Genomic DNA, 22,500 nt, shown 5'->3' with positions numbered 1-22,500 from the left:
TTCGAACCTTCGAAGCTTTCGCGACGGATTTACAGTCGGGCGGTTCCGAGGCTGTGACCTGCACGCTTTCGTCGGCAGGAATGACCTGGGACGTGCATAGGCCAGGGGCCGTGGGTGGCCTAGCGAAACACGAGGGTGATGGTTGCGGCGGTCAAAGGCAATGCGGGTACGCCTGGCGCTGCTCGGGGAGCGCGGACCGTCCAGTCGAAGGTCACTGACTCGGATGGAAACTGGAAGGTGACAGGCCAGAAGTCGCTATTCGATCCGTGGACGGGCAGAACGCCGGTGATGCCGGGCTCGCTGAGATCGAGCGTGTTGGTACCAGCGGCCACTGGCGGGTCTGAGAAAGTTGGAAGCTGATCGGCCTCCGACGCCCACCACAGGTTGGCGCCATACTCCGCAGTCTCGCTCTTGGACCCTTTCGAAGGTGTCAGGCGGAAGACCGTCGCGACGCCGTCCTTTTGCCACCACACCGGAGGGTCGGGCACGCGTCGTGTCATGGCTCTGGGGATTCCGGACGACGTGTTGAGCCCTCGCCCCAGCACCATGAAGGGGCGTTGGAGCTTGACGAGCACCTTGGTATACGAGGCGATAGACATCGCTCTTCTTTCGGGGTGACCGGACGCCACAGGTGGGGGCCGAGGGAGTGCGCTTACAGCCTGCCAGGGAGAGCCACCGAACCCATAGCGGAGCACGAGAGCCCGAGCGGAGTGGCTGGGTCAAGGGTGGCCGGAGGTCATCGCGTAGCGACGCGTCAGCGCCCTTGATGCGGCCCGTAGTCAGGCGGATGCTCCTGCGGCGGGTCGGCGGCTCAGATGACCTACGCATGGTCCTCAACCACGAGCTGCTTCACGTCGGGCCGGCCGTGCCCGGGAGGTGAGCGGTGGGGGTGCGCGTGGCGCGAAGCGCCTAAGCGCGGGGGTCCCTGCCGTGAGCCGGACGGGCGGAGGCCGGCTAGGCGCGGTGCAGCCGCGCCCCTGATACTCCGTAGGTCAATGCAGCAAGCCGAGGTCCGATGTTCGCCCGACTCGCGGCAAATGCGGACGGCCTCACCTTCCAGTGAGCGCTCGGTGGATCTGAGTCATGATCGCCGGAATGTCAGTGTCCAGGGTCCGGCGGATGATCGCGGGCTCCACGAGGAGGTAGCCGTGGGCAATGCGATTGCGCATGCCCCACATGAGGCGCCAACTGTCGCCGAACAATTCGTCACGGACGCAGGCATCGAGCCGGTTCAACACCTCCAGACCGGCAGACAGCCGCATGCAGACGGCGTCAACGACCAGTTGGTCCATGACATCGCCATGAGCATGGTCAAGCATCAGCTCAAAGTGGGTGAGTGCCTCTCGCAGAACCTCCTGCTCCGAACGGCTCACAGGGCTACGGCCTCTGCCAGCACGCGCTCCCTCAGGTCGGGGCGGATCGCCGCATCCGGGACCAGGTCCACCGAGGCGCCGATCGCCTCCTCGAGCCGCTGTTCGAGGCGTCCAAGCTCCATCAAACTCAAGGGCTCGCTCATCGTGAACAACAGATCAACGTCCGAGTCCGGACGATCCTGGCCGGTGGCGACCGAGCCAAAAACCCGCACCCGGCCACCGCCGGCCTCGGCCACGATCTGTCGCACCCGGCCGGCGTTGCCTCGCAGGCGTCGCGCGAGCGGGGACGTCCCATGGAAACGCAACAGACGGGAGACCTCAGGTTGACTGCGTCCGATCTGCTGGGCGATCTGCGTCTGGGTCATCCCCTCATATGCAGCCCGCCGAACTGCCCGCACCAACTTGACGCGCGCGCGAGATGTCGCCGCATCTGTCTGGCGCGCGACCTCGGCCAGGTCCTCTGTCATGACCAAACTATAGCAACTGCTATTCCACTGCGAGACCACCCCGGTCCAACTGGCCTCGTCGCTGGTTCGTCCTCCGCACGACCGTCGGCATGCGTGCTTGTCGACGTGGCTGGCGGCCGGCGTTGCACCCGTCCAGGTGGCGGCGTGGGCTAGTCACAGCGTCGCAGTGATGCTCCGCGTGTATGCCCACGCGCTCGACGACCAGGAGGGCCTGGCCCGACACCGGATCGCGGCGGCGCTGGACCCTGCTCGGCCAGAAAGAGGCCACGGACGGCCGTAGATGACCGGTTTGGGTCGGACGTGGCCGGAAACAGCAAAACAGACCATGACGGGCAAAGGTGCTGGTCAGGGGCCGTTTTGGCTGGTGGTGGCAGGTGAAGGATTCGAACCTTCGAAGCTTTCGCGACGGATTTACAGTCCGCTCCCATTGGCCGCTCGGGCAACCTGCCGTGGTGCGCATGGAAGGATAGCAAGCAACCGGCAGAGGCCCGAATCGTCGTTGGACCGCCTCTGGACCGCCTTTGTACCGCCAGCGAGACACAGGAGCACCCATGGCCGACTCGTCGTTCGACATCGTGAGCAAGGTCGACCACCAGGAGGTGGCGAACGCGCTGAACACGGCGGCCAAGGAGATTGCCACTCGCTACGACTTCAAGGGCGTCGGTGCCTCCCTGGAGTTCTCCGGCCAGGACAAGGTGCTCATCAAGGCCAACTCCGAGGAGCGCGCGTTGGCGGTCCTCGACGTGTTCCAGACCTGGCTGGTCAAGCGCAAGGTCTCGCTGAAGCACCTGGACTACGGCAACGACGACAAGAAGCCGACGCCGCGCCTCTCGGGCAAGGAGTACCGCCTCGAGGTGGGCCTCAAGGAGGGCATCTCCCAGGACGTCGCCAAGAAGATCGGCAAGATCATCCGGGACGAGGGCCCCAAGTCGGTCAAGTCGCAGATCCAGGGCGACGAGCTGCGGGTGACGAGCAAGTCGCGCGACGACCTGCAGGCGGTGCAGCAGCTCCTCAACGCCAAGGAGCTCGAGACCGCCCTGCAGTACACGAACCGGCGCTGAGCTCAGCTCGGCGAGGGCGGCCCGAACCACTCCCGCGAGGCAACCGGCGATGCCGTACCCGGTCACTCGGATCGCTGCGGCCCACTCCTCGGCGGCGGCCCCGGATGAGGCCGGCCACCCATCCCGCCTCGTACGAGCACGGCCGGAGGCACGGTCATCCGCACCTCCGGCCCGCGATCGGGGACCGGCACAGCTCAGCGGGGCTTGACCGCCAGCACCGGGCAGTCGGCGTCCAGCAGGACCTCCTGGGCGGTAGAGCCGGCGAACAGCTTGCCCACTGGCGAACGGCGCCGGATCCCGATCACGATCAGGTCCGCCGACGTCTCCGTCGCCGCGTTGAGGATCGCTTCCGAGGCAGAGCTGCTTCCGGTGTCGTGACGGACCTCGTGCTCGATCCCGGCGGTCGTCAGCTGCCGATCCAGCGTGTCCATGTCCTGCGCGGTGGCGAAGTCGGGGTGCGAGAAGTCCCCGTGATGGCCGGTGTTGACGACCACCACCCGCGCGGAGGTCAGCTTGGCTTCCGCCATTGCGTGGTCGACGGCTGCAGACCCCTCCGGGGTGGGGAGGTAGCCGACGACGACGGTCACGAGGGCTCCTTGCTGGCGTCGACACCGTCGATGGTCATCGCGCCGGTCATGATCGCCACCCCTTCCTGCATGGTGTGCGACTGGGGGGTGATGACCCCCGCGCGCCGGGCCAGCCGCTGGATGTGGATGCGGTCCGCCACCTCCCACACATGAGGCATGTTGTGGCTGATCAGGATGACCGGCAGGCCCTTGTCACGCAGGCCCTTGATCATGTCCAGGACGGCGTTGCCCTCCTTGACACCGAGGGCGGCGGTCGGCTCGTCGAGGATCACGACGTTGCTCCCGAACGCTGCCGCCCGGGCGACGGCAACCGCCTGACGCTGCCCACCGGACAGGGTCTCGACCGCCTGACCCATGTTCTGGATCGTCTGGATGCCGAGTCCTTGCACCGCGTCGCTCGCCCGGTCCCGCATACCCTTCTTGTCGAGCATCCGAAGCACCGAGCCGAGGGGACCCGGGCGGCGTTCCTCCCGCGCCAGATAAAGGTTGCTCGCGATGTCGAGCGCGGGAATCACCGCGAGGGTCTGGTAGACAGTCTCGATCCCCGAGTCCCGCGCGTCCTGGGGACGCTTGAAGCTCACCGGTCTGCTGTCCAGCTCGATCTCTCCACCGTCGAGCTGGTATGCGCCGGAGAGACACTTGATCAACGTGGACTTTCCGGCGCCGTTGTCACCGATGACGGCCAACACCTCGCCGGGATAGAGCTCGAGGTCGACGCCGTCGAGCCCGACGACACGACCGAAGGTCTTGACCATGCCCCTGCCCTGGAGGACCGGTGTCCGACCCTGCCCCCCGGTCGTCTGAGCGCCGGACGCGGTGCTGCTCGTGGCCGTGTCCTGGACCGTCATGACTTGACCCTCCTGATCCACTGGTCGATCGACACGGCCAGGATGACGAGGACGCCGACCGCGAGCACCCGGTACTGCTGGTCGACGCCGGCGAGCGACAGCCCGAACGTAAAGGCATAGACGATCAGCGCACCGATCGCCGTTCCGACCACCCCGCCGCGGCCACCGAACAGGCTGGTTCCGCCGATGACGACAGCGGTGATGCTGTCGAGGTTGCCGGTGGGGATCGCATTGGGGGTCGCCCCGCCGGAACGGCCGATGAGGACCCAGCCGGCGATCCCGAAGATGAAGCCGGCGACGGTGTAGACGGAGACCAGGACGCGTTTGCTGGCGATGCCGCTGAGGCGGGCCGACTCGGCGTCGTCACCCACGGCGAACACGTGCCGCCCCCAGGCCGTCTGGCTCAGGGCGAAGCCGACGACGATGTACATCGCGACGACGAGCAGCACTCCCGCGGTGATCCTGAAACCGAAGACCGAGAAGCTCTTCCCCGTCCAGTTGAGAATGTCGGGCAGCCGGTTGTCCTGGATGCTCTCGGCACCCGAGTAGAGCAGCGCGATAGCGGTGAAGATGCTCAAGGTGCCGAGGGTGACGATGAACGGAGGCAGGTTGAGCCGGGTCACGAGTAGGCCGTTGAGGTAGCCCGCGAGCAGCCCGAACCCGATCCCGATGAGCAGGGCGAGCGGGCCGGGGACGCCGTTCTTGGCCGACAGGGAGGCCATGATCATCATCGACAGGACGCAGATCGCGCCGACCGACAGGTCTATCCCAGCGGTCAGGATGATGAGGGTCTGACCCAGGGCCAGCGCCGCCACCACCGCCGTCTGCTGCACGAGCAGGGACAAGGCGTTCGGCTGCATGAACCGGGGGTTGACGACCGCAAACACGACGATCGTCACGACGAGCAGCACCAGCGGGCTGAGCCACGGGCTGCGGTGCAGCTGGTGTTGGATCCGCTGCAGGGGACTGTGCGACAGTCGCGACAGCTCCGCCTGGGCGGCGCTCGGTCGAGCACCGCCCGTCGTCGTCGAAGTCATGAAGCGCTGCCCCAGCAGATCTTGGCGCCTTCAGCGCTGGTGATGCTCTGGACACCGTCGGCGGGCTTGTCGGTCACCAGCGCGACGCCCGTGTCGAAGAAGCTCAGCCCCGGGGAGGTGGCCGGCTTCGCCCCACCGGTGGCGATCTTGTAGATCGCCTCGATCCCGAGCTGGGCCATCTTCAGCGGGTACTGCTGGGCGGTGGCTCCGATGACACCGGACTTCACCGACGCCACCCCGGCACAGCCACCGTCGATCGAGACGATGATGGCCGACTTGCCGGCCGCTTTGAGCGCCGCGTCGGCGCCGACGGCGGTGGGCTCGTTGATCGTGTAGACGAGGTTGATGTCCGGGTTCTTGGTGAGGCATCGCTCCATTGCGGATCGACCACCGTCCGCGGCACCCTGGCCCGCCTCGTTGCAGACGATCGTGTAGGTGCCGTCCTTGTACTTCCCGGTCTTCGCCTCGTCGCCGTTCTTCGTCTTGTCGACGACATCGATGCCCATGCCGGTAAGGAAGCCCTGGTCGCGGTTGTAGTCGACTGAGACAACCTTGTCACTGAACAGGTCCAGGAGGGCGATGACGGCCGGCTTGCCCGCCATCTGCTTCTCGGCCCACTGGCCGATCAGCGTGCCCGCCTTGAAGTTGTCGGTGGCGAACGTGATGTCGACGGTGTCGGCGGGGTCGGGAGGGGTGTCCAGGGCGATGACGAAGAGACCGGCATCTCGGGCCTTCTTGATCGCCGAGTTCACCCCTGTGGACATGGGCGTGATGAGAATCCCCTTGTCACCCTTGGCGATCGAGGCCTCGATCGCGTCGATCTGGCCTTGGTCGTCACCTTCCTGCTTGCCGGAGGCGACCGTCAGGTTGATGTTCCCTTGTTTGGCTGCCTGCTCCTTGGCCCCGTTCTGCATGGCGACGAAGAACGGGTTGTTCGAGTCCTTGGTGATCAGGGCGACACCGATCTTCTCGCCACCACCGCCGGTGGAGCCAGAGCCGCTGCCTCCTCCACTGCTGCTGCTGCTGCAGGCGCCGAGCGCCATGGCGAACCCGGCGGCCGAGGCCAACGCGACAGCGCGGGTGCGCCGTGACGGGGCGGTGGTGAGCTTCATGTCAAACCTCCATCGTTGTGACAACGTTGTCAGATGCATGTATAGCGTCCCCTTGTGCGTCAGTCAACGACTGTGACCTAATTGGGATCGTGGCGATGACAACGATGTCAGGATCCGATACTGCCCCGCCCAGAATGGGCCGGGCGACGATGCGCGATGTCGCCGCCCTAGCCGGCGTCAGCCTCAAGACCGTCTCGCGGGTGGTCAACCACGAGGCCGGGGTCTCCGAGGACCTGCGTGACCGGGTCGCGCAGGCCGTCGGGAGGTTGGACTACACGCACAACCTCAGCGCCAGCAACCTGCGTCGCAGCCACGGGCGTACCGGTGTCGTCGGCGCCCTGGTGCAGGACGTCAGCAACAGCTTCTCCGTCGCGCTCCTGCGGAGCTTGGAGGACGCCGCCCGGGAACGGCACTGTGTCGTGCTCGCGGCAAGCATCGACGAGGAGACCGACCGAGAGCGCTCCCTCGTGGCCGACCTCGTGGCCCGCCGCGTGGACGGGCTGATCCTCATGCCGTCGACGACCGACCAGTCCTACCTCGCCGCCGAGGTTCGAGCCGGCTTTCCCGCCGTCTTCGTCGACCGGCCTCCTCGCGGCATCGCCGCCGACTCGGTTCTCGTGGAGAACCGTCGCGGCGCCCGGGAGGCGGTGAAGCACCTGCTGTCGAACGGGCATACCCGCATTGCCGTACTCGTCGACCTCGCCTCGATCCCCACCGCCGCCGATCGGCTGCGCGGCTATGAGATGGCACTGCGTTCCGCCGGGCTTCGCGTCGACCCCGAGCTCGTCGTCACCGGCCTGCGCACGTCCGACGAGGCCCAAGCGGCGCTGATGACCATGATGACCGGCGACAACCCCCCGACAGCGGTCTTCGCCTGTCGCAACATCCTCAGCATCGGCGCCATCCTGGCGCTGCGGTCCCTCGGACTCTCGCATCGGGTCGCCTTGGTGGGCTTCGACGACTTCCCGCTTGCCGACCTGATGACCCCCTCGTTGACGGTGATGCGGCAGGACGTCCGGGCCATCGGGCGACGCGCGGCGGAGCTGCTCTTCGCGCGGATCGAGGGCGACCGGTCGGCGCCGAAGAGCTTGGTCAGCACGCCGACGCTGGTCGTGCGCGGTTCTGGGGAGATTGGACCATTCGACGTCGGTCGTCAGCGCTCGAGGTAACCCGTCGCCATCGTCTCGAGCCGGGCGATCCGCTCCGGCATCGGAGGGTGCGTGGAGAACAACCCCGACACGTCCTGGGCCCGGAACGGGTTCGCGATCATCATGTGGCTGGCGTTGACAATCTGCTGCTGCGGCGCGAGCGGGGACTTCGCGACGCCGAGCTCGAGCTTGCGCAGGGCGGACGCGAGAGCCATCGGATCGCCCGTGAGCTTTGCTCCGTCCTCGTCCGCGTCGTACTCGCGGGTCCGGCTGATCGCGAGCTGGATGACGGTCGCAGCCATCGGGGCGAGCAGGGAGAGCAGGAGCAGCGCGAAGGGGTTGCCTCGGTCCTCGTCGTCCCCCCTGCCGAACAGGCTGGCGAACATGGCCATCTGGGCCACGGCAGTGATGACGCCCGCGACCGCGGCGGCGACGGAGCTGGTGAGGATGTCGCGGTTGTAGACGTGCTGCAGCTCGTGACCGAGCACGCCACGCAGCTCGCGCTCGTCGAGGAGCTGGAGGATCCCCTCGGTGCAACAAACGGCAGCGTTGTGGGGGTTGCGACCGGTGGCAAACGCGTTCGGCGCCTCGGTCGGGGAGATGTAGAGCCGCGGCATCGGCTTGCTGGCGCGCGTCGACAGCTCGCGGACGATGCGGTACATCGCGGGAGCCTGGGCCTCGCTGACCGGGTAGGCGTGCATCGCCCGGATCGCGAGCTTGTCACTGTTCCAGTAACCGTAGAAGGTCGTGGCGACGCCGATCAGCGCGAACAGCCAGATGAACCGGCCGCCGGACACCAGCGCACCGATGCCAAGGAGGATGGCCCAGATGGCGCCAAAGAGGGCGACCGTCTTGACGCCGTTGAAGTGCCGCTGCATGTGAGGGAAACGTCATGTGCCCCGGCCCGGTTCCCAGCCGAGCCTCAGCATGACCTCGTCGGACGAGCTCTCCTCAGGAGAGTTGGCGCAACCCTAGGCGAGTCAACCCAGCAGCCCGAGCAGCCACTGTGGCTGGACGGACCCGATCACCAGGGCGGCGCTTCCGATGGCGAGGGCGACGGCGTGGCTCGGGTGCAGGCGTACCCGAGTGGTCACCGCCGCACCGGGATCGCCACCCCGCTCGCCACCCCCCTCCTCGGATGCCGAGCTCGGGGAGCCATCGGACTGCAACAGGAAGCGCGCCCACCGGAGGTAGACCGCCACTCCGAGGACGGCGTTGCCGGCAGCCAGGACACCGACGACCCACCACCCTTCGGCCAGCACCGGGCGCAGCGCGAGCACCTTGCCGATCAACCCGAACAGTCCGGGGGGCAGTCCGGCGAGCGAGGTGAGGGCGAGCAGCAGCGCCCCCGCTGCCCAGGGGTGGGTCCGGAACATCCCCCGGTATGCCTGCAGGTCCCGCCCGCGGGCGGTCCGCACCGTCACCACGACGACGGTGAAGGCGACAACCGTGGCGACGAGGTAGGTCAGGAGGTAGCCCGCCGAGGCGCGCGTGCCCACCGCCGAGACGGTGAGCAGCGGCAGCACCACCCAGCCGGCCTGGGCGATCGTCGACCAGGCCAGCAGCCGCACGGCGTCGTCCTGTCGCAGGGCCACGAGGTTGCCCAACGTCATGCTCGCGATCGCGAGAACGGCCACCACCACCAGGGCGGACTGACCGAGCACGGTGACCGCGCTGATTACCACCAGGAGAGCCGCCAGCGCGGCGACCTTGGACACTCCCGCGAGGAACACCGTCACCGGAAGGGGCGCACCGGCATAGGCGGCCGGGGTCCAGGCGTGGAACGGGACGAGCGAGAGCTTGAACCCGATCCCGCCGAGTACCAGCACGACCGCCAGCGCCAGCAGGGCGCGCTGCGGCGTCGACGTCGCGGAGAGGGTCGCCGCGGTGGTGAAGGTCGGGGACCCGGTGGCGGCGTACCAACACGCGGCGGCCAGCGTGAGCATGGCGAACGAGACGAGCGAGGTCGTCAGCAGCTGGATCGCGCCGGCGACCGCACGGCGCGTGCCCGGGAGGGCGGTCAGAGCGACCACGGGGAGGGTGGCCAGCTCGAGGGCGACGAGCCACGACCCGAGGTCACGGGCTGCTGCCACACCCACGGCCCCGCCGGTCGCGGCCAACAGAAGTGCGACCGTCACCGCGGTCTCATGGGTTCGGGCCGCCTGACCGGGACGTTCGGTCGGCCAGGCCAGCAGCAGGGTTACGACCGCAGCGAGCAGGGTCGCAAGCTGCAGCGCGGCCGTCAGCGCCGTCCCGGTGTAGAAGCAGGTAGTGCCCGCTGGCACGCACAGGGTACGGACGGCGTCGCCTGTCGTGCTCCCCAGCGGTCCGGCCGTCCCGAGCATCCCGAAGACCAGCGCAATGAACGCGACGGCGTAGTGGATGCGGCGTCCCCGAGGGTCGAACAGGTCGACCACCAGCACGACGACGGCTCCGACCACCGGCGCCAGTGCGGGCAGCAGCGTCCCGACGTCGAACGAGATCATGGGCCGGCCCCGACCGTCGTCCCGGGCTCGACCGTCGTCCCGGGCGCCTGGGTCGCGGTCACGGTCGTCGAGCGGACGCCGAGCAGCGCGGCGCTGTCGGGGGCGGTGACCTCGAGCAACGGCCGCGGCAGGACACCGGCGCCGATGATGAGGACGACCAGTGTCACCAGGACGGCGAGCTCGGCGCCCCGGGCGTCTGTGCTTCGGCCCGCTGCCGCCGCACCGGTCCAGCCCGAGTGCCCAGCCCAGACCGTGCGAAGCACCCGGAGGGAGTAGGCCGCAGCCAGCGCCATCCCGACGACCCCGACGACCGCGCACACCCGGAAGAGCCCGGTCGGACGGTCTCCCGCGGGGGACCACGCGGCGTACACGGCGATGAACTCTCCCCAGAACCCCACCAGGCCGGGCAGTCCCAACGCGGCAGCAAACCCTACGACGAGAGCAAAACCCGTCCGCGGCGAGACGTCGCGCAGCGCATCACGGGCGACGGTGAGGTCGGCGCTGCCCCAACGTTCCTTGAGCGTCCCGACGACGAAGAACAGCAGTGCGGACACCAGGCCGTGGGCGATGTTGGCGAACAGCGCGGCCTGCAGCCCGGTCTGGGTGCCCGATGCCAACCCGATCGCGACGAACCCCATGTGCGCGACGGAGCTGTAGGCGACCAACCGTTTGAGGTCACGCTCCACCAGGCAGGCCAGGCCTCCCCAGATGATCCCCACCGCTCCCGCCGCGGCCAGGAACGGCGCGACCGAAGCGAAGCCGTCGGGCACCGTCGGGATAGCGAGGCGGACGATCCCATAGGTCCCCATCTTCAGCAGCACCGCCGCGAGCAGCACAGACCCGGCGGTCGGCGCCACGGTGTGGGCGGGCGGCAGCCAGGTATGGGCCGGCCAGAGCGGGACCTTGATGCCGAGGCCCACGACGAGCAGCACGGCCACGGTCAGCTGGGTACCCCGGTCGAGTCCGGATCCCCGGGCCGTCGCGAGCTCGGTCAGGTCGGACGTGCCGCTCGCGGTGACGAGGATGAGGATGCCGACGAGCATGAGGGTGGATCCGAGTGCCGTGAACAGCACGAACCGGTTGGAGGCGTCGGCCCGGTCACGCTCGGACGCGTGGGGGTCGCCGAACCGGCTGATGAGGACCCACATCGGCACCAGGACGACTTCGAAGGCCACGAAGAAGAGCACGGCGTCGCGAGCGAGAAAGGTTGCCAGCGCGCCGAACTCGGTGAGCAACAGGCACCCGTAGAAGGTGGCCGCGGGTGGGTTCGGGCCGGCCGCGGCTGGGTACGGGTCGCGTGAGCCACCGGTGTCGCCGGCGTCGCCGGTGTCGCTGTCCGTACGGGGCTCACGACCCCCGGCATGCAAGACGACGGCGAGGCCCAGGGCGGCCGTGAGCAGTACGAGGGGGACGCTGATCCCGTCGACGGCCAGGTGCCAGCGCAGGCTAAGTGCGGGCACCCATCGCGCGTCGACCTCCGGACGGAAGGTGACGACCACGACGGCGATGACCAGGGTCAGCGCGCTGGCGGCCAGAGCAACCAGCCGCGCGACCCGGACGGGCGAGCCCCGTCCGGCGGACAACAGCCACGCGGCTGCGACGACCGGCACGAGGAGGAACAGGGTCAGCGCCACACGGTCACCCCCGCCACGGCGACCGCTACGACTCCGGCGACCACCGCCAGCAGGCCGGTGGAGGGAGCGCCGCGGTGGGCGCGCTCACCCGCTCGACCCCCGGCGCGGGTCAGGACGACCAGGCCGCGCGGGTATGCGTCGACGACGTCCCGGTCCAGTCGCACTACGAGACGCGCTGTCGCGACGACGGCGCGCCCCACCGCCACGTAGACCGCATCGACGCCGAATCCGTTCTCGGCGCGAGCCGTCAGTCGAGCCGGCACCCGCTCGAGCGGGTCACGCCCGCCGTCGGCAAGGGCCCGGATACCCACGAAGACCCCGGCCACGAGCAGCACCGAGAGCGCGGCGACGACCACCCCGACGCGGATGCCCTCGATCGGCACGAGAAGCAGAGCGCCGAACACGGTGAGGACGGCGAGCGCGAACACGGTCACGGCGGCGCCCACGGTGATCGGCCGTCCCTCGTGGGCAGACGTCGGCAGGTCGTCGCCGGCCAGAGCCGCCTCCTCGAGGCTCTCGGCCTGTCCCTCCGCCGACTCGGCGGCTGCCAGGCCGCCGGCCTGCTCCGTCGTGAGCAGCAACCAGGCACGGGTGCAGTAGGCCGCGGTCAACACGATCGTGAGCAACAGGGCGACGAGGAGGAACAGGGCCAGACCCCCATCCCGGCCGCCCAGGGAGTCCTCCGCGACCGCGAGCACCCCCTCCTTGCTGAAGAACCCGACCAGCGGGGGCACTCCCGCCAGCGCCGCGAGACCGATTCCGATCGACCACTCGAGAGCACCCCGTCCCCGAGCCCGTCCCCGCAGCGCGACAAAGGCCGTCCCGCCGCCGAGGACCGAGAGCCACCCGATGGCCAGGAACAGCAACGACTTGAAGATCGCGTGCGAGAACAGGTGCCCGAGCGCGGCGTCGGGCGCCTGGCGGGGCTGAATGGAGAAGACCAGCGCAGAGATCATGATGGCGACCTGGCTCAGCGTGGAGTACGCCAGCAGCCGCTTCACGTCGGACTGAGCGAAGGCGAGCGCGCCGGCCCAGAGCATGGTCACGGCGGCGAGGACGCCGAGCACCGTGCGCGAGGTGTCGTCGATGGCATAGAGGGGATGCAGCCGCGCCACGACGTAGGTGCCTGCCGCGACCATCGTCGCCGCATGAATCAGCGCCGAAGCCGGAGTCGGGCCTTCCATCGCGTCAGGAAGCCAGTCGTGGAAGGGGACGAGGCCCGACTTGCCGGCGACCCCGATGAGCAGCAGCACGAGCGCCGCTGTGAGCGCCGGCGATGTCGACGTGAACAGCGCCGTGGCCTGCCCCGTGAAACCGCCCCAGTGCGAGATCACGGCCGTCAGGTCGGTCGACCGGGCTCCGGCGGCAAGGATGACCAGGCCGAGGACGAACCCGATATCGGCGACGCGGGTGACGAGGAGGGCCTTGTATGCCGCCCGTCGCGCGGACTCGCGGGCGTTGGTGTGCCCGATCAGCAGGTAGGAGCACCAGCCCATGACCTCCCACCCCACGAGGGTCAGGACCAGGTCGGAGGACTGGACGACGAGCAGCATGCCGCCAACGAACAGCGAGACCGTGGCGGAGAAGACGGCGTACCGCGGGTCGTCACGCAGGTACCAGATGGAGAAGACCTGGACGGCGAGACCGACGATGCCGACCGCCACCGCGATAACCGCCGAGGTTCGGTCGGCGAGCAGGTCGAGCGGCATGGCGAGCTCGCCGGTCGCGAGCGGACCGAAGGTGGGCACCGACACGGATGTGCCTGCGGTGAGCCAGAACTGGACGACCCCCAGCGCCAGGACGGCAAGGGCGGCAGCGGTCCCGACGAGCCCGGCCAACGCTCGGGTCCCCCGCAGCAACAGCCCCAGCAGAGCGGCGATGGCCGGCAGCAGCACCGTGAGCTGCACGGTAGCCACGGTCAAAACGGTCACCTGCGAGCCTTCCCGACAGACTCCGGTGCCGGCCCCGCACCGTCGGTGTCCGCAGCCGTCTCACCGTCGTCATCGGCTGCCGCAACCCTGGTCAGGTCCACGTGTCCGAGGACCCGGAACATCGCCAGCACGACGGCGAGCGCGACGCAGATCTCTGCCGCCGCGATCGTGATGACGAAAAGCGTGAGCGACTGTCCGACCTGCAGCGGTGAGTCGTCGGCGGCACCGAGCGCAACCAGAATCACGTTGGCCGCATTGAGGATCAGCTCCACCCCGATGAGCACGAGAACGGCGTTGCGGCGCGCGATGACGCCATAGGTGCCGGCACCGGCAAGGATGGCGGCGAGCAGCATGGGCAGAGCGAGATGCATCAGGGCGCCTCCCGTGCCGCCGTGGAGCTGGTCGTCGAGGTGGTGGGTGCCGCGCCGGCGACCTTGGCGAGGGCGAAGGCTCCGATCAGCGCGGCCAGCAGCAGGACCGACAGCAGCTCGAACGGCCAGACCCAGGTGCCGAAGACGGCTACCGACACCGCTCGTGTGTCACCGTTGCGCGAGTCGACGGGGTCCATTCCGACCACCGGGATGAGCGTCGCGGCGAGCAGGCCGGTGACCGACAGCGCCAGGACGGCCGCCAGCAGCCGCTGCCAGAGCGGGGCGCTGAGGTCACGGTTCGGACCGATCGGCGCTCGGGTCAACATCAGGGCGAACAACACGAGGACGACGACGGCGCCGACGTAGACCAGGATCTGCACCAGAGCCACGAGCTCGGCGCCGAGGATGACGTAGCACCCGGCCACCGTCCCCAGGCAGACGACCAGCCAGAGGGCCGCGTGCACGAGGTTGCGGGTGGTGACGGCCAGGACGGCGCTCGCCGCACAGATGACCCCGACGAGGGCGAAGACCAGGTCGCGTGCCGTCATTCGTCGCCTTCGGCCTGCGACGCGGGCGGGACCACTGGCATACGGGCGGTCCGGGCCGCCTGTCCTTCGCGGAGTCCGGTAGCACGCGGCGGTCGGTTTGCCGCAGTCACCTCGGCCGGCTCGGCGGACCCTGGGTCGAGCGCCGGAGGCGGCGGTACGGTCTGCATCCACTCCCCCAGCCGGTCCTTCTCGTGCAGCAGGTCACGGATGTCGGTCTCGGCGTACTCGAACTCCGGACTCCAGTCCAGGGCGTCGAAGGGGCACACCTCGACACAGATGCCGCAGTACATGCACAGCGAGAAGTCGATGGCGAACCGGTCGAGGACGTTGCGCTGCCGCTCACGCCCGCCCTCCGTCGTCGCCGGCAGCGTCTCCTTGTGCGAGTCGATGTAGATGCACCAGTCCGGGCACTCGCGAGCGCAGAGCATGCACGAGGTGCAGTTCTCCTCGCTGAGGGCAATGACGCCGCGCGAACGAGGAGGCAGGGCGGGCAAGGCGTCGGGGTACTCGCTCGTGTGCGTCGGGCGAACCAGCGTGCGCGCCGTCGTCGCGAGCCCCTTGAGCAGTCCGGGCAGGCCGGGCGGGCCTGAGCGGCCGTTCCCCGCGCGGTGGGCCGCCCGCGGTTGCGACTCCGGATCTGCCGGCATCTCGGGTTCGACGTCGGGTTGCGTGTCGGTCATCGGGTCACGACCGCCACCACGCCGGTGAGTGCGACCTGGGCGATCGCGACGGGGACCAGCCAGACCCAGGCGAGCCGCTGCAGCTGGTCCTCCCGGATCCGCGGCCAGGACATCCGGAACCACAGGATGATCAGCACGACCACGAACCCCTTGAGCAACGTCCACGCCCACCCGAGATGGTCGGAGAACGGACCCCGCCACCCTGCGAGGAAGAGCACGGCGAACAGCAGCGAGAACAGCACGATCCCGGCGTACTCGGCGAGCAGGAAGAACGCGAACCGCAGCCCGGTGTACTCGGTGTAGGCCCCGAACACGACCTCGGAGTCGGCCACCGGCATGTCGAAGGGTGGGCGTTGCAGCTCGGCGAGAGCCGCCACGAGGAACACCACCGCCCCGGGCAGCTGCCAGAGCAGCCACCACGGGCTCCACTGCTGCACGATCCCGGTCAGCGAGAGCGTCCCCGCGGCGAGCCCAACCGACGCAGTCGTCAGCACGATGGGCAGCTCGTAGCTGAGGAGCTGAGCCGCCGAGCGCATCGCCCCGAGCAGCGAGTACTTGTTGGCGCTGGCCCACCCTGCCATCAGGGTCCCGAGGATGCCGACGCCGGCGAGCGCCACGACGAACAGGAGCCCGGCGTCGACGTCGGCGCCGACCACGCTCGGGCTGAGCGGGATGACGCTGTATGCGACGAGGTAAGGGACGAGGGCGACCCCCGGTGCGAGCTTGAACACCCACCGGTCGGCCGCGGCGGGGATGACGTCCTCCTTCTGCACGAACTTGACGCCGTCGGCGACCAGCTGGGCCCACCCGTGGAAGCCACCGGCATACATCGGCCCCAGCCGCCCCTGCATGTGCGCCATCACCTTGTGCTCGGTCTGCCCGACCAGCAGGGGCAGGACCAGGAACGCGAGGAGCACGGCGATCGCACGCAGCACCACCTCCAGCAGGCTCATCTGGGACCCCACTCGGGCGGGGGTACGCCGGGAGCCTGCACCCGTCGTCGGCCGGGAGCGCGCGCGCTGTCATGACCTTCGCCGGGCTCCTTGGCGCCGGGCCACGGCTTGGAGGCACGGGCAGCGAGCACGAACGACTTGCGCAGCGGCGTGCCCTCGAACCCGTCGGGCAGCAGCAGGGGCCGCAGCCCGAGCCCGGTGCCGTCGTCGAAGCCCGTCAGGTCGATGCCGAACATCTCGTGAGTCTCGCGCTCGTGCCAGGCCGCACCCGCGAACACCGGGGTGAGGCTCGCGAGCGGCGCTCCCTCCGCCAACCGGGTGCGGATCATCTGCGCCTTGAGCGATCCGGGAGTCGACACGTCGAGCAGGTGGACGACGACGTCGAAACCCGGGTTGTCCTCGGCGTCCAGCTGGTCGACCGCGGTCAGCCAGTCGAAGAAGGTCAGCCCCCGGTCGCGGGCGTCCGCGACGGCCCGCTGCCACTCGCCCGGCGCGACCTCGAGCACATCATCGAGGACGTCCCGGGCCGGGCCCGCCCGGTCGCTGCCGCTGGGTGGGGTGGTCACTCGTCGTCGCCCAGCTCGAAGATGTCCTCGGCGAGCGTCTCGCCACGCTCTCGTCGGCGCTGACGTTCCCGCTCGCGACGGCTCAGCCGACGGGGCGCGGGGGGCGTGTCTGCGAGCTCGGTCGACGGCAGTGCGGTGGTTCCCGACGCCACCGCCCTGACGACGCGGGTCGGGTTCCCCGGGCGGGCGACGGGGATCGCCACCGTCGCTGGGCCGGCGCGCCCAGGACGGCCGGTGGCGTCGCCGCGGCCGGGGGCGGTGGAGCGGGTGACGAGAGGGCGCTGCACCTCAGCCGCGGACGCGAGGCGACCACCGGCATACCGGCGTCCGATTGCGCTGCCGGACAACGACTCCGCGGCGATCTTCTCCTGCAGCCGGATGATCCCCTGCAGCAAGGCCTCGGGGCGAGGCGGGCAGCCGGGTACGTAGACGTCGACAGGGATGATCGTGTCGACCCCCTTGGTGACGCAGTAGGAGTCCCAGTAGGGCCCACCGGAGTTGGAGCAGGCTCCGAACGAGATGACGTACTTCGGCTCCGGCATCTGGTCGTAGAGACGTCGCACGGCGGGGGCCATCTTGTCCGTGACCGTGCCGGACACGACCATCAGGTCGGCCTGGCGTGGACCCGGCGCAAACGGAATCACGCCGAGCCGGATGAAGTCGTGCCGGGCCATCGACGCGGCGATGAACTCGATGGCGCAGCAGGCCAACCCGAAGTTGAACACCCACAGGCTGTAACGCCGGCCCCAGTTGAGGACGACCTTGATGGGTTCCGGCGCCCGCTCCGAGAGGGGGCCGACGCGGGGCGTTGGCAGGTCGACCGTCATCGGCGCTCCCTCATACCCAGCGCAGCAGGCCGCGCCGTCCTGCGTGCGCGAGCCCCACGACCAGGACGGTGATGAAGATGCCCATCTCGACCAGGCTGGCCTTGCCGAGCTGCGGGTCGCGGATGACCGTGGCCCACGGGAAGAGGTAGACCGCGTCGACGGCGAAGATGACGTAGAGGTAGGCGTAGACGAAGTAGCGGATGCGTGTCTGGGCCCAGTCCCTGCCGACCGGGTCGACGCCCGACTCGTAGGTCGTGCGCTTGGCCCGGGTGGGTGCCCGGGGAGCGAGCAGACGGCGTGTCATGCCGGCGGCCAGGACCAGGAGGATCCCGGCGACCACGACGGCTCCGACGACGGCGTACCCGCCCATCAGCCAGCCTGCTCCGTCATGCGGTCACCCTAGCGAGAGGCAGCCGGGTCATCCGCGACCAGAGCCCCTACGCGCGTTGCCGGCTGTTCCCTCCCGGGCGCCTCGGGTCGACGATCCTCGTGAAGGGTTTGACCCCTTCTGAGGGGTCGGATCTTTCACCGCGCCGCCCACGGACTGGACGTTCAGAATCGACCGCTCAGGCCGGGCGTTCCCCCAGCCATGACACGCATCGTCGCTCCCGCCGGCTTCGGCGGCCCTGAACAGCTCGGATGAGCCGAGACCCCGAGGCGCTGACCTCCACAGGAAGTGAGGTCGCGGGCGTGGTCGACGCCGTCGGACCAGGGGGCGGCAGTGACCCTCGTCGGCGGCACGGCCGTGCATGCGGTCGAGGCGGCCCGTATTGCCGAAGGCGACACCCTGCTGCTACACGGGGGGGCCGGTGGCGTCGGCGGTCTCGTGGTCCAGCTGGCGGTCCGCCGAGGCGCCAGGGTCATCGCGATGGCCAGCGAGGCCAACCATGACTACCTACGCGGGCTCGGCGCCGAGCCGGTGGTCTATCGACGTCTCCCTGGCGCTCGTGCCCGACCAGACACGCATCGTGAGCATCGCCGCCTTCCAGCGAGCTGCCGACGGCATCACGCCCATCGGCGGCGGTCCCGGCGCGGACCCGGGCACCGAGGTGCGGGCCAAGGCGTGGCCGGAGGTGGCTCAGCTGGTCGCCGACGGCGAGCTGGACCTGCCGATCGCCCGCACCTACCCGCTCGAGGAGACCGCGCAGGCCCACCTCGACAGCGCGGCGGGACACATCCGCGGCAAGCTCGTCGTCGTCCCCTGAGGGTCGCTGAGCGAGGCGGTGACGCATACTCGGGTGTGCGTCACCGCACGGTTCAGACGAACGCGCCCGTCCCGGTGATCGCGCGGCCCACGATCAGCTGGTTGACCTCGCGCGTGCCCTCGTAGGAGTAGACCGCCTCGGCGTCGGCGAAGTAGCGGACCATGCCGTGGTCGAGGACGATCCCGTTGCCCCCCATTACTTCTCGAGCGATACCCACGGTCTCGCGCATGAGTGACGAGGCGGATGCCTTGGCCATCGCCGCGTGCTCGTCCTTCTCGATGCCGGCGTCCTGCATCTGGGCGAGCCGGACGACCATCCCGAGTGCGAGGGTGATGTTCGACAGCATGGTGGCGAGGTGGTCCTGGACCAGCTGGAATCCGGCGAGCGGTTTGCCGAACTGCTCGCGCTGCATGACGTAGGCCAGCGCCGTCTCGTAGGCCCCCATCTGCAGCCCCACCGACCCCCAGGCGACTCCGCCTCGCGTGATCCTCAGGACGTTGGCGGTGTCTTTGAAGGACCGGGCGTTCTCGAGCCGATGGTCATCGGGCAGGAACACGTCGACGAGCTCGAGGTCGGCGTTCTGCACCGAACGCAGCGCGATCTTGCCTGTGATCTTGGTGGCAGTGAACCCCGGCGTCCCGCCCTCCACGACGAACCCCACGACCTCCTCGCTCTCGACGTCCCGCGCCCACAGCACCACGACGTCCGCGAACGTCCCATTGCCGATCCACCGCTTCTTGCCGTTCAGGACCCATCCCCCGTCGACCTTGCGGGCGCTGGTCTCCAGACCACCCGCGATGTCCGACCCATGCTCGGGCTCCGTGAGCGCGAACGCCCCGATCGAGCGGAGGTCAGCCATGGCGGGCAGCCAGCGCTCGCGCTGCTCGGGCGACCCGCAGTGGTAGATGCTCGCGAACGACAGCCCGGCGTGCACCCCGAAGAAGGTGCTGAACGACGGGTCGACACGCGACATCTCCAGCGACGTGAACCCGCTGAACAGCCGCGAGTACGCCTGGTCGCCGTTGTCGGAGAAGCCCTCGTAGGCACCCCCGACGATGTCGAGGTCGCGCAGACCGGGGATGAGCTGGGCCGGGAACTTCGCCTCGGCCCAGTACTCGTCGGCGATCGGGCAGACCTCGGTGTCGAGGAACTCACGCAGCCGCAGGATCTTGCTCTGCTCGTGGGCGGGCAGCAGGGTCTCGTAGCCAAAAAAGTCACCGACGTGTGGTTCGAGATCGGGGCTGGCGGTCGTCGCTGACATGGGCCAACGGTATGCCGGGCCCGCCCCGCCCCGCCGCGTTGGGCGCGGGTCGGGACAGCGGCACGTCTGCGAGCTGCATGCGCTCGCGGTAGGTGACATGGAAGCGGTCGCCGACGGCGGGGACGGCGAGATCGGCGGGCAGCCCGATTTCTTCGGGTGAGGGGTTCTGCTGTGCGCCGTCCGGGTCGACTATCCAAAGCGGCTCGGTCTTGTACTCGCCGGCCACCCGCAGTCCGGGCCGGTCTGCTCCACGCTCGATGTCGACCCTCACCACGCTGCGTCCGCCTCCCCAAGTCGTCCGCGACCATAGCCGGGCGAAGGGGCGAGGTCGCGCGGACGCCGATCCGGTTTAGGTTGACGGGTATGCCGTCCAAGGCCAGCACTCCCGCCGTCGAGCTCGAGGTCGGCGACCGCACGGTACGGGTGACCAACCCGGACCGGGTCTACTTCCCCGCCACCGGTTGGACCAAGCTCGACCTAGTCGACTACTACCTCAGCGTCGGCGACGGCATCGTCCGCGCGCTGCGCGACCGGCCGTGCATGATGCACCGGTTCCCCGAGGGACTGGCCGGCGAGAAGGTCCACCAGAAGCGGGTCCCGCACGGAGCGCCTCCCTGGCTCGAAACCGTTCGGGTGACGTTTCCCCGGTGGAACCGCACCGCGGACGAGCTCTGCGTGACCGAGCTGGCCAGCGTCATCTGGGCGGTCCAGATGTCGACCGTCGAGTTCCATCCCTGGAACTCCCGCAGGGCCGACACCGAGGTGCCCGACGAGTGGCGCATCGACCTCGACCCGATGCCCGAGTGTGACTTCGCCACGGTTCGGCGGGTCGCTCACGTCGCGCACGAGGTGCTCGACGAACTGGGTGCGACGGGTTTTCCGAAGACCTCCGGCGGCAAGGGGTTGCACATCTATGTCCGCATCGTCCCCGAGTGGGGTTTCCAGGACGTCCGGCGGGCCGCCCTGGCGTTCGCCCGCGAGGTCGAACGACGGGCCGGCGGCGACGTCACAACCACGTGGTGGCGCAAGGACCGCGCACCCGACACGGTGTTCGTCGACTACAACCAGAATGCCCGCGACCACACGGTCGCGAGCGCCTACTCGGTGCGCGGCGTGCCGGAGGGCACCGTGTCGACGCCGATCCGTTGGGACGAGGTCGACGACGTCCTGCCGCGCGACTTCACCGTCGCCACCGTGCCACCTCGCTTCGCGGAGCTGGGCGACCTGCACGCGAGCATCGACGACGAGGCATACCGGCTCGACCAGCTGCTCGAGTGGGCCGACCGCGACGAACGGTCCGGTGAGTCCGTGCCCGATGCCGACGCCCCGCAGGCGACGGATGACTGACCCCGGTCCCCCGCCCCTCACCGACGGGGTCGTGGTGCTCACCCCCGATGGTCGAGAGCGGTTCAGCGTCGTCGCTGACGGCACGACGGTCGGACACGTCACGCTGCGCGAGCTCGCGGACTCGACCGGTGAGCTCACCTGGGGCGTCGACGACGGCGACGAGATGGACGCGTATGCCTCCCGGGCAGTGAGCCTTGTGGTGAGTCACGCCTTCGACGACCGGACGCTGCTCCGCGTCCAAGCGAAAGTGGCCGTGGACGACGGGCGTTCGGTGCGCGCCGCCCGAGGGTCGGGGTTGCGCAACGAGGGTCGGATCCGGGCGGCTGACGGTTCCGAGTACCTGCTGCTCGCCCGGTTGCGTGACGATGCAGAACCGCAGGGGCGAGCAGGTTTTCGCGCCCTGCTCAACTCGTTCCTGCCTCGCACCCGGGTCATCTCACAGGTGCTGGTCCGCGACGAGCAGGGTCGTGTCCTGCTCTGCCATCCGACCTACAAGGACGACTGGGACCTGCCCGGCGGTGTTGTGGAACGGCTGGAGTCTCCGCACACGGCGGCGGGGAGGGAGGTCGTGGAGGAGCTCGCGCTGGACCTGCCGATCGGGCCGCTCCTCCTCACCGACTGGCTGCCGCCCTGGGGCGGTTGGGACGACGCGGTCTGCACCGTGTTCGACGCAGGGGTGCATGCGGCCTCGGTCCTCGACGCGGCCGTGCTGCAAGCGCGTGAGATCCGTGAGATCGCCTTCTGCACGCTCGAAGAGGTGCATGACCGGGCTGCCGACTTCACGGCGCGTCGCGTCATGTCCGCCCTGGCCGCACTGGCTGGTGACGGACCGGCCTACACGGAGTCGGGCCGGCCCGTCTGACCCGTCTGACCCAGTCGCCGACCGTATTCGCTGACGTACGGCCGCTGTCGCCGCACATCATCAGAAACCCGAGGCAACCCTGGGTCTGCGCCAGCCACAGCACCCCCGCGGTCACCCGCCGCGGCAGTTCGTCGCCCGTTTGCACAAAGGACCCGCGGACTCGACACGGTCGCCAGATCGAGGACGGCGCCAGGCC

Annotated in this window: 24 protein-coding genes, 1 tRNA gene and 1 pseudogene; 5 read left to right on the top strand and 21 right to left on the bottom strand. The window is 69.3% G+C overall.

Annotation, left to right across the window (positions count from 1 at the left end; all coding sequences use genetic code 11):
- Positions 1-119: 119 nt before the first annotated feature.
- From ABI385_RS14485 to ABI385_RS14470, 4 genes are all read right to left on the bottom strand, one after another.
- Positions 120-599 (bottom strand): hypothetical protein, encoded by a 480-nt coding sequence (locus tag ABI385_RS14485; RefSeq protein ID WP_348104463.1) that lies wholly within the window; start codon positions 597-599, stop codon positions 120-122.
- Positions 600-1,049: 450 nt separating this feature from the next.
- Entirely contained in the window at positions 1,050-1,373 is a 324-nt protein-coding gene (locus ABI385_RS14480; protein ID WP_348104462.1) for a HepT-like ribonuclease domain-containing protein, read from the bottom strand.
- Positions 1,370-1,840 carry a nucleotidyltransferase domain-containing protein gene (locus ABI385_RS14475; protein WP_348104461.1) on the bottom strand — a complete coding sequence of 157 codons (471 nt, stop codon included), beginning with the start codon at positions 1,838-1,840 and terminating at the stop codon, positions 1,370-1,372. Before ABI385_RS14475 ends, ABI385_RS14480 begins: the two co-directional genes overlap by 4 nt.
- A gap of 365 nt (positions 1,841-2,205) precedes the next feature.
- A tRNA-Tyr gene (locus ABI385_RS14470) sits at positions 2,206-2,289 on the bottom strand.
- Positions 2,290-2,391: 102 nt separating this feature from the next.
- Between ABI385_RS14470 and ABI385_RS14465 the strand changes: the two genes are divergently transcribed.
- A complete protein-coding gene (locus ABI385_RS14465) occupies positions 2,392-2,901 on the top strand; it encodes a YajQ family cyclic di-GMP-binding protein (protein WP_348104460.1) in 510 nt (169 codons plus the stop codon).
- A 194-nt stretch (positions 2,902-3,095) separates the two neighbouring features.
- On the opposite strand, the gene ABI385_RS14460 is transcribed toward ABI385_RS14465, so the two are convergent.
- The 4 genes from ABI385_RS14460 to ABI385_RS14445 are packed head-to-tail and all read right to left on the bottom strand — an operon-like array spanning position 3,096 to position 6,485.
- Positions 3,096-3,488: a universal stress protein gene (locus ABI385_RS14460; protein ID WP_348104459.1), complete on the bottom strand. Its 393-nt coding sequence runs from the start codon at positions 3,486-3,488 to the stop codon at positions 3,096-3,098.
- Positions 3,485-4,336, bottom strand: a complete 852-nt coding sequence (locus ABI385_RS14455; protein ID WP_348104458.1) for an ATP-binding cassette domain-containing protein — start codon at positions 4,334-4,336, stop codon at positions 3,485-3,487. The genes ABI385_RS14460 and ABI385_RS14455 overlap by 4 nt, the downstream gene beginning before the upstream one ends.
- The gene (locus ABI385_RS14450; RefSeq protein WP_348104457.1) at positions 4,333-5,373 is read right to left on the bottom strand and encodes an ABC transporter permease; all 1,041 of its coding nucleotides are present in this window, start codon (positions 5,371-5,373) and stop codon (positions 4,333-4,335) included. The genes ABI385_RS14455 and ABI385_RS14450 overlap by 4 nt, the downstream gene beginning before the upstream one ends.
- A complete protein-coding gene (locus ABI385_RS14445; RefSeq protein ID WP_348104456.1) occupies positions 5,370-6,485 on the bottom strand; it encodes a substrate-binding domain-containing protein in 1,116 nt (371 codons plus the stop codon). Before ABI385_RS14445 ends, ABI385_RS14450 begins: the two co-directional genes overlap by 4 nt.
- 95 nt (positions 6,486-6,580) lie before the next feature.
- Between ABI385_RS14445 and ABI385_RS14440 the strand changes: the two genes are divergently transcribed.
- A complete protein-coding gene (locus ABI385_RS14440; RefSeq protein ID WP_348104455.1) occupies positions 6,581-7,654 on the top strand; it encodes a LacI family DNA-binding transcriptional regulator in 1,074 nt (357 codons plus the stop codon).
- Here ABI385_RS14440 and htpX read toward each other — a convergent pair.
- From htpX to ABI385_RS14385, 11 genes and pseudogenes are all read right to left on the bottom strand, one after another.
- Positions 7,639-8,511, bottom strand: a complete 873-nt coding sequence (htpX, locus tag ABI385_RS14435) for a zinc metalloprotease HtpX (RefSeq protein ID WP_348104454.1) — start codon at positions 8,509-8,511, stop codon at positions 7,639-7,641. The two genes, ABI385_RS14440 and htpX, sit on opposite strands and share 16 nt — an antisense overlap.
- A gap of 102 nt (positions 8,512-8,613) precedes the next feature.
- Positions 8,614-10,119 carry a proton-conducting transporter membrane subunit gene (locus tag ABI385_RS14430; RefSeq protein WP_348104453.1) on the bottom strand — a complete coding sequence of 502 codons (1,506 nt, stop codon included), beginning with the start codon at positions 10,117-10,119 and terminating at the stop codon, positions 8,614-8,616.
- On the bottom strand, positions 10,116-11,753 hold the full coding sequence (locus tag ABI385_RS14425; RefSeq protein ID WP_348104452.1) for an NADH-quinone oxidoreductase subunit M: 1,638 nt from the start codon (positions 11,751-11,753) through the stop codon (positions 10,116-10,118). The genes ABI385_RS14430 and ABI385_RS14425 overlap by 4 nt, the downstream gene beginning before the upstream one ends.
- Entirely contained in the window at positions 11,744-13,669 is a 1,926-nt protein-coding gene (locus ABI385_RS14420; RefSeq protein ID WP_348104451.1) for an NADH-quinone oxidoreductase subunit L, read from the bottom strand. The genes ABI385_RS14425 and ABI385_RS14420 overlap by 10 nt, the downstream gene beginning before the upstream one ends.
- 11 nt (positions 13,670-13,680) lie before the next feature.
- Positions 13,681-14,055 (bottom strand): NADH-quinone oxidoreductase subunit NuoK, encoded by a 375-nt coding sequence (gene nuoK, locus ABI385_RS14415; protein WP_348104450.1) that lies wholly within the window; start codon positions 14,053-14,055, stop codon positions 13,681-13,683.
- Positions 14,055-14,603, bottom strand: a complete 549-nt coding sequence (locus ABI385_RS14410) for an NADH-quinone oxidoreductase subunit J (RefSeq protein WP_348104449.1) — start codon at positions 14,601-14,603, stop codon at positions 14,055-14,057. Before ABI385_RS14410 ends, nuoK begins: the two co-directional genes overlap by 1 nt.
- Positions 14,600-15,283 (bottom strand): NADH-quinone oxidoreductase subunit I, encoded by a 684-nt coding sequence (locus tag ABI385_RS14405; protein ID WP_348104448.1) that lies wholly within the window; start codon positions 15,281-15,283, stop codon positions 14,600-14,602. Before ABI385_RS14405 ends, ABI385_RS14410 begins: the two co-directional genes overlap by 4 nt.
- On the bottom strand, positions 15,280-16,236 hold the full coding sequence (locus tag ABI385_RS14400; protein WP_348104447.1) for a complex I subunit 1 family protein: 957 nt from the start codon (positions 16,234-16,236) through the stop codon (positions 15,280-15,282). The genes ABI385_RS14405 and ABI385_RS14400 overlap by 4 nt, the downstream gene beginning before the upstream one ends.
- The gene (locus ABI385_RS14395; RefSeq protein ID WP_348104446.1) at positions 16,233-16,802 is read right to left on the bottom strand and encodes an NADH-quinone oxidoreductase subunit C; all 570 of its coding nucleotides are present in this window, start codon (positions 16,800-16,802) and stop codon (positions 16,233-16,235) included. The genes ABI385_RS14400 and ABI385_RS14395 overlap by 4 nt, the downstream gene beginning before the upstream one ends.
- A 290-nt stretch (positions 16,803-17,092) precedes the next feature.
- A pseudogene (locus tag ABI385_RS14390) lies at positions 17,093-17,629 on the bottom strand (NADH-quinone oxidoreductase subunit B); the annotation flags it as partial.
- 10 nt (positions 17,630-17,639) lie between these two features.
- Positions 17,640-17,999, bottom strand: a complete 360-nt coding sequence (locus ABI385_RS14385; RefSeq protein ID WP_348104445.1) for an NADH-quinone oxidoreductase subunit A — start codon at positions 17,997-17,999, stop codon at positions 17,640-17,642.
- Positions 18,000-18,516: 517 nt separating this feature from the next.
- Between ABI385_RS14385 and ABI385_RS14380 the strand changes: the two genes are divergently transcribed.
- Positions 18,517-18,834, top strand: a complete 318-nt coding sequence (locus tag ABI385_RS14380) for a zinc-binding dehydrogenase (RefSeq protein ID WP_348104444.1) — start codon at positions 18,517-18,519, stop codon at positions 18,832-18,834.
- A 52-nt stretch (positions 18,835-18,886) separates the two neighbouring features.
- Here the strand turns inward: ABI385_RS14380 and ABI385_RS14375 are convergent, their stop codons facing one another.
- Both ABI385_RS14375 and ABI385_RS14370 read right to left on the bottom strand, forming a co-directional pair.
- Positions 18,887-20,095, bottom strand: a complete 1,209-nt coding sequence (locus tag ABI385_RS14375; protein ID WP_348104443.1) for an acyl-CoA dehydrogenase family protein — start codon at positions 20,093-20,095, stop codon at positions 18,887-18,889.
- The gene (locus ABI385_RS14370; RefSeq protein WP_348104442.1) at positions 20,049-20,369 is read right to left on the bottom strand and encodes a hypothetical protein; all 321 of its coding nucleotides are present in this window, start codon (positions 20,367-20,369) and stop codon (positions 20,049-20,051) included. The genes ABI385_RS14375 and ABI385_RS14370 overlap by 47 nt, the downstream gene beginning before the upstream one ends.
- An 89-nt stretch (positions 20,370-20,458) precedes the next feature.
- Here ABI385_RS14370 and ligD point away from each other — a divergent pair, with 89 nt between their 5' ends.
- Positions 20,459-21,442: a non-homologous end-joining DNA ligase gene (gene ligD / locus ABI385_RS14365; RefSeq protein WP_348104441.1), complete on the top strand. Its 984-nt coding sequence runs from the start codon at positions 20,459-20,461 to the stop codon at positions 21,440-21,442.
- Positions 21,435-22,304 carry an NUDIX hydrolase gene (locus ABI385_RS14360; protein ID WP_348104440.1) on the top strand — a complete coding sequence of 290 codons (870 nt, stop codon included), beginning with the start codon at positions 21,435-21,437 and terminating at the stop codon, positions 22,302-22,304. The genes ligD and ABI385_RS14360 overlap by 8 nt, the downstream gene beginning before the upstream one ends.
- Positions 22,305-22,500 lie beyond the last annotated feature (196 nt).

Origin of the sequence: Lapillicoccus sp., from assembly GCF_039935575.1 — a bacterium.
In the GTDB taxonomy this organism is placed as follows: domain Bacteria; phylum Actinomycetota; class Actinomycetes; order Actinomycetales; family Dermatophilaceae; genus Lapillicoccus.
This window is presented reverse-complemented; position numbering and strand designations above follow the sequence as displayed.

Excerpts from the sequence above, each read along its gene's own strand:
- ABI385_RS14485 (WP_348104463.1), bottom strand. The coding sequence starts at position 599 with ATGTCTATCGCCTCGTATACCAAGGTGCTCGTCAAGCTCCAACGCCCC.
- ABI385_RS14475 (WP_348104461.1), bottom strand. The coding sequence starts at position 1,840 with ATGACAGAGGACCTGGCCGAGGTCGCGCGCCAGACAGATGCGGCGACA.
- ABI385_RS14465 (WP_348104460.1), top strand. The coding sequence starts at position 2,392 with ATGGCCGACTCGTCGTTCGACATCGTGAGCAAGGTCGACCACCAGGAG.
- ABI385_RS14455 (WP_348104458.1), bottom strand. The coding sequence starts at position 4,336 with ATGACGGTCCAGGACACGGCCACGAGCAGCACCGCGTCCGGCGCTCAG.
- ABI385_RS14450 (WP_348104457.1), bottom strand. The coding sequence starts at position 5,373 with ATGACTTCGACGACGACGGGCGGTGCTCGACCGAGCGCCGCCCAGGCG.
- ABI385_RS14445 (WP_348104456.1), bottom strand. The coding sequence starts at position 6,485 with ATGAAGCTCACCACCGCCCCGTCACGGCGCACCCGCGCTGTCGCGTTG.
- ABI385_RS14440 (WP_348104455.1), top strand. The coding sequence starts at position 6,581 with ATGACAACGATGTCAGGATCCGATACTGCCCCGCCCAGAATGGGCCGG.
- htpX (WP_348104454.1), bottom strand. The coding sequence starts at position 8,511 with ATGCAGCGGCACTTCAACGGCGTCAAGACGGTCGCCCTCTTTGGCGCC.
- ABI385_RS14430 (WP_348104453.1), bottom strand. The coding sequence starts at position 10,119 with ATGATCTCGTTCGACGTCGGGACGCTGCTGCCCGCACTGGCGCCGGTG.
- nuoK (WP_348104450.1), bottom strand. The coding sequence starts at position 14,055 with ATGCATCTCGCTCTGCCCATGCTGCTCGCCGCCATCCTTGCCGGTGCC.
- ABI385_RS14410 (WP_348104449.1), bottom strand. The coding sequence starts at position 14,603 with ATGACGGCACGCGACCTGGTCTTCGCCCTCGTCGGGGTCATCTGTGCG.
- ABI385_RS14405 (WP_348104448.1), bottom strand. The coding sequence starts at position 15,283 with ATGACCGACACGCAACCCGACGTCGAACCCGAGATGCCGGCAGATCCG.
- ABI385_RS14400 (WP_348104447.1), bottom strand. The coding sequence starts at position 16,236 with ATGAGCCTGCTGGAGGTGGTGCTGCGTGCGATCGCCGTGCTCCTCGCG.
- ABI385_RS14385 (WP_348104445.1), bottom strand. The coding sequence starts at position 17,999 with ATGGGCGGGTACGCCGTCGTCGGAGCCGTCGTGGTCGCCGGGATCCTC.
- ABI385_RS14380 (WP_348104444.1), top strand. The coding sequence starts at position 18,517 with ATGACTACCTACGCGGGCTCGGCGCCGAGCCGGTGGTCTATCGACGTC.
- ABI385_RS14375 (WP_348104443.1), bottom strand. The coding sequence starts at position 20,095 with ATGTCAGCGACGACCGCCAGCCCCGATCTCGAACCACACGTCGGTGAC.
- ligD (WP_348104441.1), top strand. The coding sequence starts at position 20,459 with ATGCCGTCCAAGGCCAGCACTCCCGCCGTCGAGCTCGAGGTCGGCGAC.
- ABI385_RS14360 (WP_348104440.1), top strand. The coding sequence starts at position 21,435 with ATGACTGACCCCGGTCCCCCGCCCCTCACCGACGGGGTCGTGGTGCTC.